At 57.8% G+C, this 18,425-nt stretch carries 18 protein-coding genes; 11 read left to right on the plus strand and 7 right to left on the minus strand.

Annotated features, from left to right (window positions below; genetic code table 11):
• Positions 1 to 6 precede the first annotated feature (6 nt).
• From D0C27_RS13700 to D0C27_RS13725, 6 genes are all read right to left on the minus strand, one after another.
• A complete protein-coding gene (locus D0C27_RS13700) occupies positions 7 to 669 on the minus strand; it encodes an ABC transporter ATP-binding protein (RefSeq protein WP_042487268.1) in 663 nt (220 codons plus the stop codon).
• Entirely contained in the window at positions 659 to 1,408 is a 750-nt protein-coding gene (locus tag D0C27_RS13705; protein WP_009459230.1) for an ABC transporter ATP-binding protein, read from the minus strand. Before D0C27_RS13705 ends, D0C27_RS13700 begins: the two co-directional genes overlap by 11 nt.
• The gene (locus D0C27_RS13710) at positions 1,405 to 2,391 is read right to left on the minus strand and encodes a branched-chain amino acid ABC transporter permease (protein WP_021446921.1); all 987 of its coding nucleotides are present in this window, start codon (positions 2,389 to 2,391) and stop codon (positions 1,405 to 1,407) included. Before D0C27_RS13710 ends, D0C27_RS13705 begins: the two co-directional genes overlap by 4 nt.
• Positions 2,388 to 3,284, minus strand: a complete 897-nt coding sequence (locus D0C27_RS13715; protein ID WP_035272061.1) for a branched-chain amino acid ABC transporter permease — start codon at positions 3,282 to 3,284, stop codon at positions 2,388 to 2,390. Before D0C27_RS13715 ends, D0C27_RS13710 begins: the two co-directional genes overlap by 4 nt.
• 253 nt (positions 3,285 to 3,537) lie before the next feature.
• The gene (locus D0C27_RS13720) at positions 3,538 to 4,836 is read right to left on the minus strand and encodes an ABC transporter substrate-binding protein (protein ID WP_035272059.1); all 1,299 of its coding nucleotides are present in this window, start codon (positions 4,834 to 4,836) and stop codon (positions 3,538 to 3,540) included.
• 100 nt (positions 4,837 to 4,936) lie between these two features.
• Positions 4,937 to 6,412 (minus strand): NAD-dependent succinate-semialdehyde dehydrogenase, encoded by a 1,476-nt coding sequence (locus tag D0C27_RS13725; protein WP_060186376.1) that lies wholly within the window; start codon positions 6,410 to 6,412, stop codon positions 4,937 to 4,939.
• Between the two features lie 325 nt (positions 6,413 to 6,737).
• Between D0C27_RS13725 and D0C27_RS13730 the strand changes: the two genes are divergently transcribed.
• The 3 genes from D0C27_RS13730 (at position 6,738) to D0C27_RS13740 (ending at position 10,021) form a co-directional block, all read left to right on the plus strand.
• Entirely contained in the window at positions 6,738 to 7,511 is a 774-nt protein-coding gene (locus D0C27_RS13730) for an IclR family transcriptional regulator (RefSeq protein ID WP_137431634.1), read from the plus strand.
• 352 nt (positions 7,512 to 7,863) lie between these two features.
• Entirely contained in the window at positions 7,864 to 9,264 is a 1,401-nt protein-coding gene (gene dbpA, locus D0C27_RS13735; protein WP_009459240.1) for an ATP-dependent RNA helicase DbpA, read from the plus strand.
• Positions 9,265 to 9,574: 310 nt separating this feature from the next.
• The gene (locus D0C27_RS13740) at positions 9,575 to 10,021 is read left to right on the plus strand and encodes an OsmC family protein (RefSeq protein ID WP_137431176.1); all 447 of its coding nucleotides are present in this window, start codon (positions 9,575 to 9,577) and stop codon (positions 10,019 to 10,021) included.
• Between the two features lie 45 nt (positions 10,022 to 10,066).
• On the opposite strand, the gene D0C27_RS13745 is transcribed toward D0C27_RS13740, so the two are convergent.
• Positions 10,067 to 11,020: a LysR substrate-binding domain-containing protein gene (locus tag D0C27_RS13745; protein WP_009459251.1), complete on the minus strand. Its 954-nt coding sequence runs from the start codon at positions 11,018 to 11,020 to the stop codon at positions 10,067 to 10,069.
• Positions 11,021 to 11,405: 385 nt separating this feature from the next.
• On the opposite strand from D0C27_RS13745, the gene hcaE reads away from it, so the two are divergent.
• The 8 genes from hcaE to mhpD are packed head-to-tail and all read left to right on the plus strand — an operon-like array spanning position 11,406 to position 18,404.
• Entirely contained in the window at positions 11,406 to 12,764 is a 1,359-nt protein-coding gene (hcaE, locus tag D0C27_RS13750) for a 3-phenylpropionate/cinnamic acid dioxygenase subunit alpha (RefSeq protein ID WP_137431177.1), read from the plus strand.
• On the plus strand, positions 12,761 to 13,309 hold the full coding sequence (gene hcaF, locus D0C27_RS13755) for a 3-phenylpropionate/cinnamic acid dioxygenase subunit beta (RefSeq protein WP_137431178.1): 549 nt from the start codon (positions 12,761 to 12,763) through the stop codon (positions 13,307 to 13,309). The genes hcaE and hcaF overlap by 4 nt, the downstream gene beginning before the upstream one ends.
• 28 nt (positions 13,310 to 13,337) lie before the next feature.
• Positions 13,338 to 13,658, plus strand: coding sequence for a 3-phenylpropionate/cinnamic acid dioxygenase ferredoxin subunit (gene hcaC, locus D0C27_RS13760; protein WP_009459259.1), 321 nt, complete (start codon positions 13,338 to 13,340; stop codon positions 13,656 to 13,658).
• The gene (gene hcaB, locus D0C27_RS13765; protein ID WP_115633969.1) at positions 13,655 to 14,470 is read left to right on the plus strand and encodes a 3-phenylpropionate-dihydrodiol/cinnamic acid-dihydrodiol dehydrogenase; all 816 of its coding nucleotides are present in this window, start codon (positions 13,655 to 13,657) and stop codon (positions 14,468 to 14,470) included. Before hcaC ends, hcaB begins: the two co-directional genes overlap by 4 nt.
• Positions 14,470 to 15,756: a 3-phenylpropionate/cinnamic acid dioxygenase ferredoxin--NAD(+) reductase subunit gene (gene hcaD / locus D0C27_RS13770; protein WP_137431179.1), complete on the plus strand. Its 1,287-nt coding sequence runs from the start codon at positions 14,470 to 14,472 to the stop codon at positions 15,754 to 15,756. Before hcaB ends, hcaD begins: the two co-directional genes overlap by 1 nt.
• A 14-nt stretch (positions 15,757 to 15,770) precedes the next feature.
• Entirely contained in the window at positions 15,771 to 16,718 is a 948-nt protein-coding gene (locus D0C27_RS13775) for a 3-carboxyethylcatechol 2,3-dioxygenase (RefSeq protein ID WP_083053195.1), read from the plus strand.
• A gap of 32 nt (positions 16,719 to 16,750) precedes the next feature.
• Positions 16,751 to 17,605 carry an alpha/beta fold hydrolase gene (locus D0C27_RS13780; protein WP_060186368.1) on the plus strand — a complete coding sequence of 285 codons (855 nt, stop codon included), beginning with the start codon at positions 16,751 to 16,753 and terminating at the stop codon, positions 17,603 to 17,605.
• 1 nt (position 17,606) lies between these two features.
• Positions 17,607 to 18,404 carry a 2-keto-4-pentenoate hydratase gene (gene mhpD, locus D0C27_RS13785; protein WP_083053194.1) on the plus strand — a complete coding sequence of 266 codons (798 nt, stop codon included), beginning with the start codon at positions 17,607 to 17,609 and terminating at the stop codon, positions 18,402 to 18,404.
• Positions 18,405 to 18,425: the final 21 nt, after the last annotated feature.

The following is an 18,425-nucleotide window of genomic DNA, read 5'->3' on the forward strand; positions in this document are numbered from 1 at the left end:
TTCTCCTTATGGTATGGCGGGCTGCGGTACTTCGATACGGCCGCGGTCCATCCGGTAGGTGTAATCAATCACATTGCCTGCGTGCTGCAAGTCAGCACCGGACAACAAGGCACTGAAGCCCTCTTTGCTCAACTCGCCCACCACTTCTGCAATACGCTTGGACAGCGCAGGAGCAACGCCTTCAAAAGGCTCGTCCAGCAAAAGCAGCTTGTCAGCCGTCATCAAGGCTCGGCCAATGGCGACCAGCTTTTGTTGACCGCCCGACAATTGCAGGGCGCGGCGTGGGCCAAATACTTTCAACTCAGGAATGATGCGCCAGACGCGTTCCAGACGCTCTTCAATATCCTGGGATTTCAGGGCCCAGGCGGGCAGGCGGATGTTCTCTTCCACGCTCAGCTCGGGGATCAGTTTGCGATCCTCGGGGGCAAAACCCATGCCCAGACTGGTGCGACGGTAAGCAGGCATCTTGGCCAGTTCCTGACCATCAAACATGACCGAGCCATTGTCCACGGCCAGCAAGCCCATCACCGTGCGCATCAGCGTGGTTTTACCCGCACCGTTACGACCGGCCAGACCCACAATCTGGCCTTGGCGCACTTGCAGGTTTACCTGGCGCAAAATGCTGGTCGGGCCAATACGTACATCCAGATTTTTGACATCAAGCAGCATTATCGGCCTCCTGTTTATTGCGTCCCACCGGCTCGCCGATGATGTATTCACGGACCTGCTCATGGGCCAGCACTTCGTCTGGCGTGCCGTTGGCCAGAATGGTGCCGTCGTAGAAAGCCAGCACGCGATCGCTGTAGCGACGCACGATTTCCATATCGTGCTCCACAAACAGAACCGTCACGCCTGCATCACGAACCACTTTCATGACACGGTCCATCACTTCAAATTTCTCGTCACTGGCCACACCACTGGTAGGCTCGTCCAGCAACAGCACTTTAGGCTGGGCCACCATGGCCAAAGCAATGTCCAGCAACTTGCGAATCCCTTCAGGCAAGGTGCCGGCCTGGGACTGGGCGAAGGCGCTCAGGCCGAAACGCTCCAGAATCGCACTGGCTTCGGACAAGGGCTGCTTGGCCACGCCCAGGGCAATTTCCACGTTTTCCAAGGCGTTCAAGGAGGTGAACAGCTGAGGAATCTGGAAAGAACGGGCGATCCCCATGCGGGTCACTTCCCGGGGTGGCAAACCCGTGATCTCGCGACCGGCAAAAAAGATATTGCCGGAGTCCGGCTTCATGTAGCCGGTCAACATGTTCACGAAGGTGGTTTTACCTGCGCCATTGGTACCGATCAGGCCCGTAATGGTTTGCGCATGGATATCAACGGTCATATCGCGCGCAGCGTGGACAGCGCCAAACTGCTTGCACAAACCTTTAGCAGAAATCAAGGGTGACTGACTCATGAGCGGGCCCCTGTCGGTGAAGAAGAATCGTTGGAGGTAGCCGCTGCATTGCGACGGTTCAGAATACTGATCAGGCCACCGGGCAAGAACACAATCAGGGCCAACATGCTGACACCCATGACAATCTGCCAGGTGTTAGGAGCATATTGGTAAGCCAGTGTGCGGATCAGTTCCAGGCTCAGCGCACCCAGGAAAGGTGCGTAAGCGTTACGAGTACCGCCCAGCACAGCAATAAAGATGAACTCGCCCGAAGTGGTCCAGAACGCCAGCTCAGGGTCCACGTGACCGATGCTCAGCGAGGACAAGGCACCGCCCAGACCAGCCAGAGCCGCCGCCAGCACGTAGCTCAGGTGAATATTGCGGTAAGCCGAAGCACCCAGGTATTCAACGCGGATTTCATTGTCCTTGATGGCTGGTCCCAGACGACCGGCACGGCTGCGCAGGAAACCTTGCATGGCCCACAGCACAAAACCCACCAGTACCACGGTCAGGACGAACACGCCTGGACGCGAGAGGGTTTCAGCAAAGGCACCCCACATGAAGGAAGGCGCGTGCACGTTAAAGCCGTCACTGCCACCCAGGCTGGGGTTACGCACCAGCAAGCCGTACATGATCATGGACAGGGCCAGGCTCAGCATGGCGAAGAAAATATCGCGGTAGCGAGCCAGCAGAAAACCCAGAACCCAGGCCAGCAGCGCAGCGCAAGCAGCGGCAAATGGCAGCAGGATCACGGCTTCGCGCCAGTCCAGGTAGTTCATGGCCATACCGACACCGTAAGCACCGATGCAGTAGTACAAGCCTTGACCAAAAGAGGCCAGGCCGGAGCGCAGCAAGAGCACCACGCCCAGGGCAACCAGGCCCTTGGCCAGCGCCACCGTGATCAGAAACTGCCAGGATGGCAGGCCAAAGCCCACAATCAGGGCGGCCACCGTAATGACCAGGGCAATCATGCCCTGCTTAAGCGTAATGTTGGTCTTGTTCATATCTTTCGGGCCTCGGCGGCAGCAAACAATCCTTTAGGACGGACGGCCAACACCAGTGCCATTACCGCGTAGATGGAGAAGAGTTCGATTTCAGGCCAGTAATGCACGGCAAAAGAGCGCACCAGGCCAACAATCACAGCGCCCAGAGCAGCACCAGGCAAGGAGCCCAGACCACCGATCACGACCACGGCGAAAGCCATCACGATGACTTCCACGCCCATGCCGGGAGCGACAGAGATGGTAGGAGCCGTCAGCGCGCCACCCAGGGCGGCCAGCGTGGCACCAGCAATAAACGTCAGCAGGAAGTAGCGTTGCACGTTAATGCCCATGGCCTGACTGACTTCGCGGTCATGAATCACGGCCAGCAAGATGCGGCCTTGACGCGAATACTTCAGGAACAAGGTCAGGAACAGGCCAGCCAGAATGGCAGCCACAACAATCACAAAGCTGTAGGTGGGGTAGAACAGGTCGCCGAATTCGACGTTACCCAGCAAACCATAAGGTTCGGCGATCACATAAGGATCCACGCCCCAGACCAGCTTGACGGTATCTTCCAGGATCAGGAAGACCGCGTAGGTAATCAGCAAAGAGACAACAGGTTCTTCCTGGTAGAAGAAGCGCAGCAGGCCATATTCAATGACCAGCCCCAGCACCAGACCGGCAATAACCGCGGCCAGGATCAGCATCAAATAGCTGCCGTATGGGCTTTGATCGGTAGAGAGCCACTGCGTCACCATGGTGACAGCGGTATAGGCGCCAATGGTATAGAGGCTGCCGTGGGCCATGTTCAGGATCTTCATCACACCATAGATCAGCGTGAGTCCGACCGCGACCAGAAACAGCCAGGCGGCGTACATGATGCCATCTATTAGGGCAGCAGAAAGAAGAGACATAGTCGGTTTCTGTGGAAAGGGAATAAAAAATGCCACCACGCCGCAAGCTCGGTGCGCTTCTCCTTGTGGGAGGAGCCTTTACCTCGCAAGCAACTCGGCGGTAATGCACATACCACTGGCGACGCCTTCGGTGTCCCCCTTACAGGGAGCCTTAACCTTGGGAGCGGCCCGGCGGTAAAAACCGGACATGCAAAAAACGGTCTTGCATGCCCGGATTGTCAGGGCAGCGTCCTTTTCAGGACATCTGCTCGGATCAGTACTTCAGACCACCCTTGATCCAGTCGATGGACTTCACGCCTTCGGGTGGAGTGACTTCTTCAGGTTTGAAGTGACGCAAGTCGGTGTAGCTGATCACGCCTTTATCGTTTTTCACCACGCCCAAGGTCGTACCTTGAACAGCCTGGTGACCTTTACCCAAAGACATGGTCACGTCGCCCGATGGGCTCTCGAAGGTCAGGTGCTCGAATGCAGTAACCACTTGTTCGGTGGAAGGGGTTTTGCCTTCGTTGGCAGCCTGGGCTTTTTCGTAAGCCGCTTTCAGACCCAGCAGAGTTTGCGTCATCTTGTAGGACGGGTAGCTAGGATCTGCATTGAACTGTTCGCGGTAGCTGGCACGCAACCAACGGTTCAATTCATTGTCAGGAGCGAAAGCAGCGTGTGGGCCACGAGCACCGATGATGGTGCCAGTCGGGATCTGGTTGTTGGCACGGTGTGTTGCCGTTTCACCGGCGGTCAGCACGGTCAGGGTATTGCGGAACAGACCGCGTGGCAGAGCCTGCACCACGAAGCCTTCCAGATCACCACCCCAGAAGCTGGAGTGAATCACTTCAGGACGGGCAGCCATCAAGGACGAGATTTCGGCGTTGTACTGACCAGCGCCCAGCTTGGGCATTTGCGAGGTCTTGGCTTCTACACCGGGCTTGAGGGCTTGCAGTGTGCCTTCAAAGTCGTGCCAGGCATCCTGACCCCAGGCGTAGTTCTGGTTGATACCGGCGTAGCTCTTCAACTCGGGGTTGCGCTCCAGCACAAAGCGGGCAGCAGCCACGTTGTCCATGGTGGCGTGGGCCACAGGACGGAAGACGTACTGGTAGCTGGCATCTTCAAACAGGCGAGGTGTACCGCAGTCGAAAATCAACGTCAGTTTTTTCAGCTCTTCAGCAACGGGGGCCACGGCCAGGCAATCACCCGAGGAGATGTAGCCAACCACGATGTCCACGTTCTGTTGCTGAACCAGGTTGCGGTATTCGCTGACCTGTTTGGCGGTGCCGCCGTTCTCGTCAATGAAAACCAGTTCAATCGGTGCGCCACCCAGACCCTTGGTGTTGTAAGGGGCAGGTACTTTACCTTCATTCAATTGGGCAGCCGTCAGTTCAGCGGCATTTTTGGCAGGAACGCCAAAAGGACCGGAAGCAGCGCCGGACAAGAAAGTCACCACACCAATCTTGATGGGTTTGACATCATCAGCGTTGGCAGTCGTGCTGGCCATCAGGCCGGCGGTGGCCAGTGTCAGGGCCAAAGTCAATTTTCGTGGGGTTGCAGACAGGATAGACATAGCGTCTCCTTTATTTAGCTTATTGTGGGGTTCTGCTGATGGGGCGCTCTATATATAAGAGCGGCCCCCTTCGCTGCGCTGGGCGCGGGCATGTATCAACTTACAGCTGCTGGCACATGTATTTGATTTCCAGGTACTCGTCGATTCCGTAACGGGAGCCTTCGCGACCCAGACCGGATTGCTTGACGCCACCAAAGGGAGCCACTTCGTTGGAAATCAAACCGGTATTGACGCCAACCATGCCGTACTCCAGCGCTTCGCCCATGCGCCAGGCACGTGCGTTGTCGCGGGTGAACAGGTAGGCAGCAAGACCATATTCGGTGTCATTGGCCATCGCGATCGCTTCAGCTTCGTCTTTGAAGCGGAACAACGGCGCCACAGGGCCAAACAATTCTTCACGGGCCACGCGCATGGCCGGTGTTGCATCACCCAGCACGGTGGGCGAGAAGTAGGTACCGCCCAGAGGATGAGGCTGGCCACCTTGCAGAACGCTGGCGCCATTTTCAACGGCGTCATCAATCAATTCGCGCAAACGATTGACGGCTTTTTGCTCGATCAGCGGACCTTGCTCCACGCCCTCTTCCATACCGTTGCCCACTTTCAGGGCAGCAACCCGTTCGCTCAGGGCTTTGGCAAAGCGATCGTAAATACCGTCTTGCACCAGGAAGCGGTTGGCACACACACAAGTCTGACCGCTGTTGCGGTACTTGGAGGCCATGGCGCCTTCGATGGCGGCGTCCAGATCCGCATCGTCAAACACGATGAACGGGGCATTACCACCCAGTTCCAGCGACAGACGCTTGATGGTTGGAGCACACTGCGCCATCAACAAACGACCCACTTCGGTGGAGCCGGTAAAGGACAGCTTGCGCACAATGGGGCTTTCCGTCAGAGCGGCGCCCACCACACGGGATTGACCGGTGACCAACTGGAACACACCAGCAGGGATACCCACGCGCTCGGCCAGTACGGCCAGCGCCAGGGCGGTCAGGGGAGTCAGGTCGGCAGGACGAACAATAATGCTGCAACCCGCAGCCAGAGCTGGCGCTACCTTGCGGGTAATCATGGCCGCAGGGAAGTTCCAGGGAGTGATGGCAGCGCACACACCGACGGGCTGCTTGACCACCACAATGCGTTTGTCCGCTTGGGGGTGGCCGACCACGTCGCCATATACACGCTTGGCTTCTTCGCTGAACCATTCCACAAAGGAAGCGGCGTACAGCACTTCGCCACGAGCCTCGGCCCAGGGCTTGCCCTGTTCCATGGTCATTATGGTGGCCAGGTCGTCCGCGTTGGCAACCAGCGCATCGAACCAGGCGCGCAACAGCTTGGCACGCTCGTGCCCGCTACGTGCCTTCCACTCGCGCTGGGCCACTTCAGCATCGCCGATGACCGCTTCGATTTCCGCTGTGGCCAGGCTGGCGACATTGGCCAGGCACTCACCCGTAGCAGGATTAAGAACGGCGAAGGTGTTGCCATCGCCTGCCGAGACCCAACCCTGAGCGGTCCAGGACTGATCTTTTGCCAGGCTGGGATCCTTCAGTTTGCTAATCAATGATGCCGCGATATTGTTCATTATGCTGAACCTGTTTCTCTTATAGTGAACTTGATAGAATTATAGGAGCCGAAAAATCGCGTCGTCAACGAATCGGCTTACGGGTTTACCCGTAGAACATCAGTCACCGTATTTTTTGTTTTGGGGCATTTGAAGGCACAATGTAGAGTTGGCATCCCGACAGCAAATCTGGCCTAATTCAGGGCCTGTACGCCTGGTCTGTGGGCTGATTGCCCTATGAGATGCTTCTGGCTGTGCTGACAGAACCCTGCCCCTGTTCCCAGAGTTCAGCCCTGTCCATCCGGGCTTATTGGACTTCCTGTGTGTCGTTATGGAGTTAGTCGTAGTGGAAGAGAAGAAACTGGTTCCGGCTGTAGTACGTGCAGTCACCGTACTGGACGAATTGGCGGCCTCGCCGGAGCCCCTGTCATTTACGGACCTGGTCAAACGCCTGGGTATGCCCAAAAGTTCCTTGTATGGTCTGTGCACCACCTTGCTGGATCTGCGCCTGATCCGTAAGCTGGAAAATGGCAGTTTCACCCTGGGTACACACGTGATGGGCTGGGCCAATGCCTTCCTGTCTCAGCTGGATCTGACGCAGGAGTTTTTTGCCGCTTGGGACGATATGCGCGTCCTGCCTGAAGAGACCATCACCCTGTCCATTCTGGATGGCGAAGACGTGGTCTACATTGCCTGCCGCAACGGAACCCGCCCGCTGGGTTTCACCTTCCGTGCGGGGATGCGCTTGCCTGCGGTCTATACCGCTACCGGCAAAGCCATGCTCAGCACCTTGCCGGGATCGGAGCTGGAGCAGGCCTTGAATCACCCCTGGCCCGAACCGCTTACCGTGCATGGCCCGCGCAGCAAGGAAGACTTGATGGTGGAATTGAACGATGTGCAGCGCCTGGGATACTCCGTGGACGCCTGTGGCGTACGCGACGGTATGCACTGCTTTGGAGCTGCCGTGTTTGACTCCAATAACCGCGCTGCCGTGGCCGGAGTGGCCGTCAGCTTGCTGACCCAGGAAGCCGATGAAGCAGCCCAGCGCCGTGCCGGTGAAGCCATGCGCAAGCTGGCTAATCGCCTGTCAGAACGCCTGGGGGCGTCGCGCAAGGCATAAGCTTTTTCCAGCCTGCACAGCACGTTATAAAAACAAGGGGCGGCATCAGCAGCCCCTTTTTGTTTGAATTATTTCTTGATCCAGAAGGCGGTAGCGGCATTTACCCTGAAGTTTGTTTATAAAGCGCAGGCCTATGAACCCTGACCTGGACTGTCACCCCCGCCAGGCCTTGCAAGAAAACCAGTAAATCGCAGGAGCTGCGCTACCTTCCTGCCTGCTTGCCTGCCTGCCTGCTTGCTTACTTGCTTACTTGCTTGCCAACATCCAACCATCTTCCCTGCTTTCTATTTCCCAGCGATCGGCCCGCAAACGGTAAACTGTCGCTAAATCCTTTATTTTGCAGTCCTTTTTGATGTCACCCATCGTGCCCCATACCTCTTTCAGTACCCTTCCCCTTCTGCCCGCCTTGCTTGAAACCCTGGATAGCCTGGGTTTTGAAAAAATGACGGCCATTCAGGAACAAAGCCTGCCCTTGATTCTGCAAGGCCGCGACCTGATCGCCCAAGCCAAGACCGGCAGCGGCAAAACCGCCGCGTTTGGCCTGGGTCTGTTGCAAACCCTCAACCCCAGCAAGCTGACTCCGCAAGCCCTGGTGATCTGCCCCACGCGCGAGCTGGCCGATCAGGTCACCACGGAACTGCGTCGTCTGGCCCGCCAGATTCCTAACGTGCGCATGCTGACTTTGTGCGGTGGTGTGCCTTCGCGTCCGCAAACCGAAGCCTTGCGCAACGGTGCGCACGTGGTGGTGGGAACGCCGGGCCGTATTCAGGACCATCTGGAGCGCGGCAATCTGGACTTGTCCGCCCTGAAAACATTGGTCCTGGACGAAGCCGACCGCATGGTGGATATGGGCTTTCACGATGACATCGTGGCCATTGCCTCGCACTGCCCACCCCGCCGTCAAACCCTGCTGTTCTCCGCCACTTATCCGGAAAATATCCGCAAGCTCAGCGCCCGCTTTCTGAAAAACCCTGCAGAAGTCAAAGTGGAAGCGCTGCACGATGCCAGCCAGATCGAACAGATCTTTTATGAAGTTCACCCTGAGCAACGTCTATCTGCCGTGGTGACCCTGCTGGAGCACTTCCGCCCCGCCTCTACCCTGATTTTCTGCAACACCAAGATGCGTTGCCAGGAAGTGGTGGAAGAACTGCAATCCGAAGGCATCCAGGCCCTGGCTCTGACCGGCGACCTGGAACAACGTGATCGCGACGAGATTCTGGTGCAGTTCTCCAACCAGAGCTGTGCCGTGCTGGTCGCGACCGATGTGGCGTCACGCGGTTTGGACATTCAGAATCTGGGGGCCGTCATCAACGTAGACGTCACCAAAGACAGCGAAGTGCATATCCATCGCGTGGGTCGGGTCGGCCGGGGTGATCAGAAAGGCCTGGCCCTGAATCTGGTCTCGCGCAGCGAGCAGCGCTGGGTGAAGTTGATCGAGGAGTTCCAGGGCAGCGAAGTGAAATGGAGCAATCTGAAAGGCTTGCGCCCTCAGTCCAAAGAGCCGCTGCGCGCCCCCATGATGACGCTGGAAATTCAGGGTGGCAAAAAAGACAAGCTGCGCCCCGGCGACCTGCTTGGTGCCCTGACCCGCGATGTGGGCCTGAAAGGCGAGCAGGTTGGCAAGATTGCGATTACCGATGCCCGTTCCTACGTGGCGCTGGACCGCAAGATTGCACGTCAATACTTTGACCGCATTGCCAACGCCAACATCAAAGGCCGACGCTTTCGCATGCGCTTTGTAGAAGATAAATAAATAGGACAGCGACAGTCCCTGAACCAAGGACCGGCAACGCCAGCACCATAACCTATTGGAAGCAATAGCCAGTGCCGTTGCCGAGTCTGCAAGCAGCAGCTCGTGCCATACCAGGCAGTTATTAGCTTAGGCAGCTAATTTTCAAAATAAATGCCGCAGCCAAAAAAAATATATAAACTACCTTTCAAGCCCAAAAGCGCCGCACGCTCCCACCGGAGCACACTAAAGCACACCCATATCCAATTTTAAAAAAGAGACAGAAGCCTGGAATCATTAGCCAATTAACAAGCTATAAGCAAAAGGAACAGCCATGAGCATCCACGTTTTTTCTGCAACCGCAACGTTAATAGACCAACTAAAGATTGAATGCACTTCCAGGGATTTTTCCATTGTTCTGGATGAACCCGGCAAGAGAGATAATGGCAGCGGCGGGATGACTCCCCTGGAGGCCCTGCTTTCAGCAATTGGCGCCTGTAAATGCATTGCTGCAAAAAGCTTTGCAAAGAGTCAAAAAATTGACTTAATCGACATCAAAATCGAGATGGACGGTGAAATAGACACAGATGGCTTCTACGGGATCAATAAAGAGGCCAAAATGGGATTTCATAAAATTACGTGCAAATACTATATCCAGGCCAATAACAATGATGAAGAAATAGAAGAATTCGTCAATTTCATTGAAAGAACCTGCCCAGTTCTGGACACAATAATAAATACGCCTGAACTGTCAAACGAGATCCACATTATCAAACAGTAAGATAGAGCCCGTATTTTTGAAAAACGCCCTCGCCTGTATGTGCAACTACATACAGGCGATTTTGCTGGGAGCCAGTTTCAAATGACTGGCAGCCGAGGGGCCCGAACCGTGCCAGCGAGCCAGCTCCCGTATACGTTCTATCAGGCTGACCGCGGCCTCGCTCATGCAGCCTGTATCTCGTGGATAGGCCATCAATAATTCACAGCGCGGGCCGCCACCGATCAAGGGGCGCGACACCACATTCTTGGGCATGAAGTATTCCGCGTAGGTAGGCAGCAAGGTATAACCCAGGCCAGCAGCGACCAGATTAATACTCATCAGGGGGTTGGCCGAGTTATAGGTGTGCTCGGGCACCACTTTATGATGAGCCAGATAGCGGGCCAGCACATCGTGCATGGAGCGGCCATAGGAACGATCCACCGCAATCATGGGCAAGCGATTCAGGCGTGCCGGCGGGATCAGACTATAAGCCTCCAGGCTATGCCCCTGAGGCAGATACACTCGCAAGGGCTCATCCAGCACCACTTCGCTGAACACATTGGTGGCGCGCACCGGGCCGCGCATGAATCCCAGGTCCAGCTCGCCACGCGCCAGGGCTCCCTCCTGCTCATTGGAAGTCAGGCTGCGCAACACTACATCGACCTGAGGAAAGGCTGCACGAAAAGCGGGCAGCACTGCTGGAAAGATACGCACCTCGGCCGCGGGCACAAAGCCTATCGTCAGCACTTCCCGCGCCTGCGAGGCGGCCTTGCCGGCCCGCTGTACGGCCTCCTCCACCTTGTGCAGGATCTCGCGCGCGTCATCCAGAAAAATCACACCTGCTTCGGTCAATTCGACTTTACGGCGCGTGCGGTTCAGCAAGGGATAACCGATCTCTTCTTCCAGATTTCGGATCTGCTCGCTCAAGGAGGGTTGAGAGGTATACAGCCGCTCGGCAGCACGGGTGAAATTCAACTCTTCCGCGACTGCAACGAAGTAACGCAAGTGTCGCAACTCCAAGTTTGTCTCCTGTCAAATTGATCGTTCCCTGCCCGGAACGTACCCGCACAGCGTTGGACGCAGCCTGCTGTGAGGACCAAAACAAGCCTTTCTTTTAGGCACTATTGTCGCCGCTCCCACGCCCTGAAAAGCAGACCCAATCTTCAATGCTGCAGCGCAGCAATCATAGCTAGCGTAAACCCTAGGTGTCGCCAAAGCCGCATCAATACTGGCCTGAACCCGAAACCCACATGTAAGCAAGGGGTTTTAGAGGGACTTATCGGGTTTGCCGATCACCCGATCTAAAGCAAGTATTGGTCGGATTCATTTCAAGCTTCTACATTTTGCCGCTAGCGACAAAAACCTGTTTTGCAAAAGCACGCATTGCAATAGCGAGGAGCAAACGATGGGAATCAACCCTGAAAAAATCGAAGCCTTGGTCGATGCACGTAATGGACGCGTCACCCCCTCCATTTACACCGACCCGGATATTTATGAGCTGGAGCTGGAGCGCATCTTTGGCCGCACCTGGCTGTTCTTGTGCCACACCAGCCAGATTCCCAAAGCGGGAGACTTCTTCAATACCTATATGGGCGAGGACCCGATCATCGTGGTTCGTCAGAAAGACGGCTCGATCAAGGCCTTTCTGAACCAATGCCGACACCGCTCCATGCGCGTGTCTTATGCAGACTCGGGCAATACCAAAGCCTTTACCTGTCCCTACCACGGCTGGAGCTACGGCACCAACGGCGATCTGGTGGATGTACCGCTGGAGCCTCGCGCTTATCCGCAAGGCTTGTGCAAGGAAAAGTGGGGCCTGCAGGAAGTAACCCGCGTCAAAGTATACAAAGGCCTGGTCTTTGGCAATTGGGACGCCACAGCGCCTGATCTGGGAGAGTACATGGGCGACATTGCCTGGTACCTGGACGGTGTGCTGGACCGACGCGAAGGCGGCACTGAAATCATCGGTGGTGTTCAGAAATGGACCATCGAATGCAACTGGAAATTCCCCGCCGAACAGTTTGCCTCCGACCAGTATCACGCCCTGTTCTCGCACGCCTCTGCCGTGCAAGTGCTGGGCCAGAAACCCGGTGACGAGGACAAGGCTCTGGGCGCCGGACAAACCGCACGCCCGGTTTGGGAAACCGCCAAGGACGCCGTCCAGTACGGCCAGCGCGGCCATGGCAGTGGCTTCTTCTTTACCGAGCAGCCTGACGCCAACGTGTGGGTGGACGGTGAAGTCTCCCAGTACTTCCGCGACACCTATGCCGAAGCCCACGAGCGCCTGGGTGAAGTCCGCGCCCTGCGCCTGGCCGGTCACAACAATATGTTCCCTACCCTGAGCTGGTTGAACGGCACCGCCACACTACGCGTCTGGCATCCCCGTGGCCCCAATCAGGTAGAAGTCTGGGCCTTTTGCATTGCCGATGCAGCCGCTCCCGACGATGTAAAAGCCGCCTTCGAGCGCAGCGCTACCCGCGCCTTCGGTCCCGCCGGTTTCCTGGAACAGGACGACTCCGAGAACTGGGCTGAAATCCAGAAAATCCTGCGTGGCAAACGCGCTCGCGGCACGCAACTGTGCATGGAAATGGGCTTGGGTAACGAAGGGCTGCGCAGCGATGGCGTACCCGGTGTGACCAATTACATCTTCTCCGAGACCGCCGCCCGTGGCCTGTACAAGTACTGGGCCGACCTGATGGTGTCCGAAACCTGGGATGAAGTACTGGAACGCAGCCGTGCCTACGAAGAGGAGCTGGTGAAATGAGCGCCGTCATTCAAGAGCCGACTCAAGCGGCCATCGTCGACATGCAGTTGTATCACGAGATTGCCGACTTTTTGTACCAGGAAGCCGAACTGCTGGATGACTGGCAGTTCCGTGACTGGCTGGACCTGCTGTCCGAGGATGTGCACTACCACATGCGCAGCACGACCAATGCGCAAACCCGCGATCGTCGGCGCAGTGTGCAGCCACCGAGCACCTGGATCTTCAACGACAACAAGTTCCAGCTGGAGCGCCGCGTCGCACGTTTGGAAACCGGCATGGCCTGGGCGGAAGAGCCACCCTCCCGCACCCGTCACTTTGTGAGCAATCTGCGTATCCGCCCAACGAGCGATGGCCAGGGCTACGAGATCCGCAGCAACTACATCCTGTACCGCGCTCAGAAAGAACGGGATGAGACCTGGTATGCCGGCAAACGCATTGATTGCGTGCGCCGCAGCGACAACCGCTTTGGTTGGGAGCTGTACGAACGCGAAATCGTTCTGGATCAGGTCGTCATTACCTCCCACAACTTAAGCGTTCTGTTCTGAACCCGCTTATTTTCCGATGTTGATTGATATGACCCACATTACTGCATGTGAAACCGGTGCGCTGGCCGATGGCGAAGCACTGAAGATAGACACCCCCGAGCGCCAGATCGCCTTGTTCAATATCGCTGGCACCTTCTACGCCACGGACGACCGCTGTACCCACGGCAACGCGTCCATGTCCGAAGGCTATGTCGAGGACGACGGCACCGTGGAGTGCCCCTTGCACGCTGCCCGCTTCTGTCTGAAAACGGGCGCGGCACTGTGCCAGCCCGCCACGGAAGCGCTGCGTACCTATCCGGTCATCATCAGCGAAGGCATGGTCTATATCGATCTGGAGGCCCAGGCATGAAAGGCTGGCTTGAAAACGAAGTCGCACTGATCACCGGAGGCGGCTCCGGCCTGGGCCTGGCTCTGGTGGAGCGCTTTTTGAAAGAAGGGGCCAAGGTGGCCGTGCTGGAACGCTCGGCAGAAAAATGCGCCCAGCTGGAGCAGCACTTTGAAGGCAAGGTGCTGGCCATCCAGGGCGATGTGTGCAGCGCGGCCGACAATCAAAAGGCCGTGGATGCCACAGTGGCCCGCTTTGGCAAGCTGGACTGCTTTATTGGCAATGCGGCCGTCTGGGATCACGGCGCACGCCTGATCAACACCAGCATGGAGCAATTGGACAAAGGCTTTGATGAGCTGTTTGCCATCAACGTCAAAGGCTATCTGCTTGGGGCCAAAGCGGCTGCCGCCGAGCTGGTGAAATCCTGCGGCAGCATGATCTTTACCTTGAGCAACTCCGCCTTCTACGCCGAAGGCGGTGGCCCTTTGTACACCGCCAGCAAGCACGCGGCGGTCGGTCTGATCCGTGAACTGGCATTCGAGCTGGCCCCCAAGGTACGCGTCAATGGCGTGGGCCCTTGCGGCATGAAAACCGATCTGCGCGGACCGCAGGCTTTGGGTCAGCAAGACACCCGCATCATGGACTCACGCTCGCCCGATGCAATCAAGGCCATCCTGCCCCTGCAGTTCTTCCCCGAACCGGAAGAATTTACCGGCCCCTTTGTGCTGCTGGCATCACGCCAGAACAACCAGACGCTGACCGGCGTCATGATCAATGCTGATGCGGGCCTGGGTATCCGGGGCATCCGCAATGTGGCTGGCGGTCTGGAGCTGTGATGCAAGCCCCCCATATCCTCATTATTGGAGCTGGGCAGGCCGGCACCACAGCAGCCGCTGAACTGCGCAGCCGTGGCTTTCAAGGCTCGATCACGCTGGTCGGTGATGAGCCTCATCTGCCCTATGAGCGTCCGCCGCTGTCCAAGGACGCCTTGCTCAACCCCGAACAGGCCCAACTGACACTGCACCCCGCAAGTTTCTACCAGGAACAGAATATCGATCTGAGACTGGGCGTACGTGCTGTAGCCATTGATGCTCAAGCTCGTCAGGTCAGCCTGTCCAATGGCGACAGCCTGCATTACGACTCGCTGCTGCTGGCCACCGGTGCGCAGGCCCGACGCCTGCCCGAACTGGATGCCTTGGGTTCTGTATCGCATGTGCTGCGCACCCTGGACGATGCCCATCGCATTCGCGCCCAGATCAAACCCGGTAGTCATGCACTGCTGGTAGGGGCTGGCGTGATTGGTCTGGAGCTGGCCTCCAGCCTGGTCGCCATGGGCGCAACTGTCGAGCTGATCGACCCGGCCACCCGCATCATGTCGCGCAATGCTCCCGAAGTCTTGAGCGATTACTTGCTCGGCGTCCATCAAGCGCGCGGCGTCCACGTTCATCTGGGCACCCATGTCGAGCATGCAAGCCTTGAAGCTGAACAAAAAATTGCTTTGACACTCAGCAACGGCAAGACGCTGCAGGGTGATCTGCTGATTTACGGCGTAGGCGTCACCATAGACACCTGCCTGGCTGACAGTGCCGGGCTAAATACCGAGCAAGGCGCCGTGGTCATTGATGAGCATGGCCGCAGTTCCTGCCCAGGCATTTATGCCGCCGGCGACACCACCGTTCAGATCGGACTGGATGGCCGCTGGCAGCGGCAGGAAACCTGGGAGAACGCCAACCGCCAGGCCGTGATGGCTGTGTGCCACATGCTGAACCAGGAACCCGCCAAAGCCACTCCCTCCTGGTTCTGGACTGATCAATGCGACCTGAATATTCAATTCGCCGGGGAGATGCAGGCGGCTCATTGGGTCCTGCGTGGCTCACTGGAGCAAACGCCCTTTGTGCTGATCGGCCTGGACCCGGAAGGTGCCATCTGTGGCGCCATCACCGTCAACCAAGGTCGCGACATGCGTCCCTTGAAGGAATTGATTGAACAAAGAGCCATCTTGCCATTGGAGGTCTGGGCCGATACCACCCAGGCCCTGCGCAATCTGGCCAAACAGGGGGCGAGCCTTGCGCTTGCCGCACAAGCCGCGGCTCCATGCGTCGCGGCCCCTTCACACTCATAAAACAGGAGACCGGGATGCAGGCACATCTGGAGTGCTTATCACACACCCCCTTGCTGGGTCATCACGACCCGGCACAGGCCGTGCTGGACGAAGTCTTTGCAGTACAAAAAGCCGCCCGCGAGCGCATTGCCGCCTTCAAACCGGATTTGATCGTGCTGTTCACGCCCGATCACTTCAATGGTTTTTTCTATAACGTCATGCCCAGCTTTTGCATCGGCACAGGCGCCCATGCGATTGGGGATTTTGGCAGTCTGGCCGGGCGCTTGAACGTGCCCTTTGAGCTGGCTACCGACTGCGCCACCCATGTCATCAATAGCGGTGTGGATGTGGCGATTTCACACGATATGCAGGTCGATCACGGTGCTGCCTATCCGCTGGAGCATCTGGTAGGCAGCCTGGATCAGTACCCGGTTATTCCGGTGTTCATCAACTCGGTAGCGGCCCCCCTGCCCACGTTCAAGCGTGCACGCCTGCTGGGTGAAGCCATCGGTCAATGGGCCCGTTCTACCGGAAAACGCGTGCTGTGGCTGGGTTCCGGCGGGCTGTCACATCAGCCCCCCGTGCCCGTTTACGCCGAAGCGCCCGAGCCCGTGCGCCGCTCTCTGGATGGCGAAGGCTACACCCTGTCGCCCGAAGCCCGTGCCGCTCGCACCCAGCGCACGATTGATGCTGGCAAGGCTTTCACCCAGGACCCCTCGGTGTTGCATCCGCTTAACCCCGAGTGGGACCAGAACTTTCTGGATCTGCTGCAAACGCAGCGCTATGCCCAGCTCGATGAGGTCGCCAACGACGAGGTCTCCGCCCTGGCAGGCCGCAGCGCCCACGAAGTCAAAACCTGGGTAGCCGCCTTTGCCGGACTGTCGGCCTATGGCCCTTACGAAGCAGGCCATCGCTACTACCGCGAAATTCCCGAGTGGATTGCCGGTTTTGGCGGCTTGTCCGCCCATCCCAGCAAGAACTGAAATCCACCACAACAAAACATCAGGAGATTGTCATGAGTCTTAATGAAGCTGATTACAGCCGTTTCGCGACCGTGGTCGAGGAAGGCAAGGAACTGCGCATTCACTACAACGATCTGGGCCAGGGCGAACAGACCGTCGTCATGCTGCACGGCTCGGGCCCCGGTGCAACCGGTTGGGCCAACTTCAACCGCAATATCGAACCCCTGACCCAGGCTGGCTATCGCGTCTTGCTGATTGACTGCCCCGGCTGGGGCAAGAGCGACTCCATCGTCAACAGCGGTTCGCGCTCGGATTTGAATGCCCGTGTCGTCAAAAGCATCATCGACCAGTTAGGCATAGCCAAGATTCACATGCTGGGCAACTCCATGGGCGGACATAGCTCGGTGGCCTTTGCCCTGACCTGGCCCGAACGCGTGGCCAAACTGGTTCTGATGGGCGGCGGCACAGGTGGCATGAGCCTGTTCACCCCCATGCCCAGCGAAGGCATCAAGCTGCTGAACGGCCTGTACCGCGAACCTACGCTGGAAAACCTGAAGCGCTTTAACAATGTCTTTGTGTTCGATGCCAGCGTTCTGACCGAAGAGCTGCTGCAAGCCCGTCTGAACAATATGCTCAGCCGCAAGGATCATCTGGAAAACTTCCTGAAATCCCTGGAAGCCAACCCGCGCCAGTTCCCCGACTTCAGCCCGCGCCTGCCCGGCATCACCGCCCCCACCCTGATCATCTGGGGCCGTCAGGACCGTGTCGTTCCTTTTGACACCGGCCTGCGCTTGCTGGCGGGTATCCCGAACTCCGAGCTGCACGTCTACAACCAATGCGGCCACTGGGCGCAATGGGAACACGCCGAGAAGTTCAACCAGCTGGTGCTGGACTTCCTGGAGCGTTGAGATGAGCGAATCATCCATTGAACTGCTGGACACGCTGGCTGCCCGCCTGCGCCAGGCCGAACACAGCGGTCAGGCCATTGAACCGATCCGCGCTCTGATCGGTGAAGACAATGCCCAGGCCGCCTATGACATCCAGCGTATCAATATTGCTCGTGGCGTAGCGCAGGGACGCCGCCTGACGGGCCGCAAGATCGGCCTGACCAACCCCAAGGTGCAAAAGCAGTTGGGCGTGGACCAGCCCGACTTCGGCGCCCTGTTTGCCGACATGGCCTATGGCGATGGCGACACCGTCCCCTTCGAACGTGTATTGCAGCCCAAGATCGAGGCCGAAATCGCCCTGATTCTGGAGCGCGACCTGCCCCACGCCGACACCAGCTTTGCGGATGTCGCCACCGCCGTAGGCTGGGTCATGCCTTCTTTGGAAATTGTGGGCAGCCGCATCGAAAACTGGGACATCCGCTTTGTCGATACCGTGGCCGACAACGCCTCCAGCGGCCTGTATGTGCTGGGCGGACCCGCCCGTCGCCTGGATGGTCTGGACCTGCGCGCCGCCCGCATGACGCTGCTGCGTAACGGCGAAGCGGCCTCCAGCGGCAGTGGTGCCGAGTGCCTGGGCCACCCCTTTAATGCAGCCGCCTGGCTGGCCCGCACCCTGGCCGAACTGGGTGATCCGCTCAAGGCCGGGGATGTCATTCTGACCGGCGCTCTGGGCCCCATGGCGCCGGTGGCCAGCGGCGATCACTTTGAAGCCGTGATCGAGGGCATAGGCTCGGTATCGGTCACCTTCAGCGCAGGCTAAGTCCTCTTTGTTCGGAGTAAC

Origin of the sequence: Alcaligenes faecalis (assembly GCF_005311025.1) — a bacterium.
Lineage (GTDB): Bacteria > Pseudomonadota > Gammaproteobacteria > Burkholderiales > Burkholderiaceae_B > Alcaligenes > Alcaligenes phenolicus.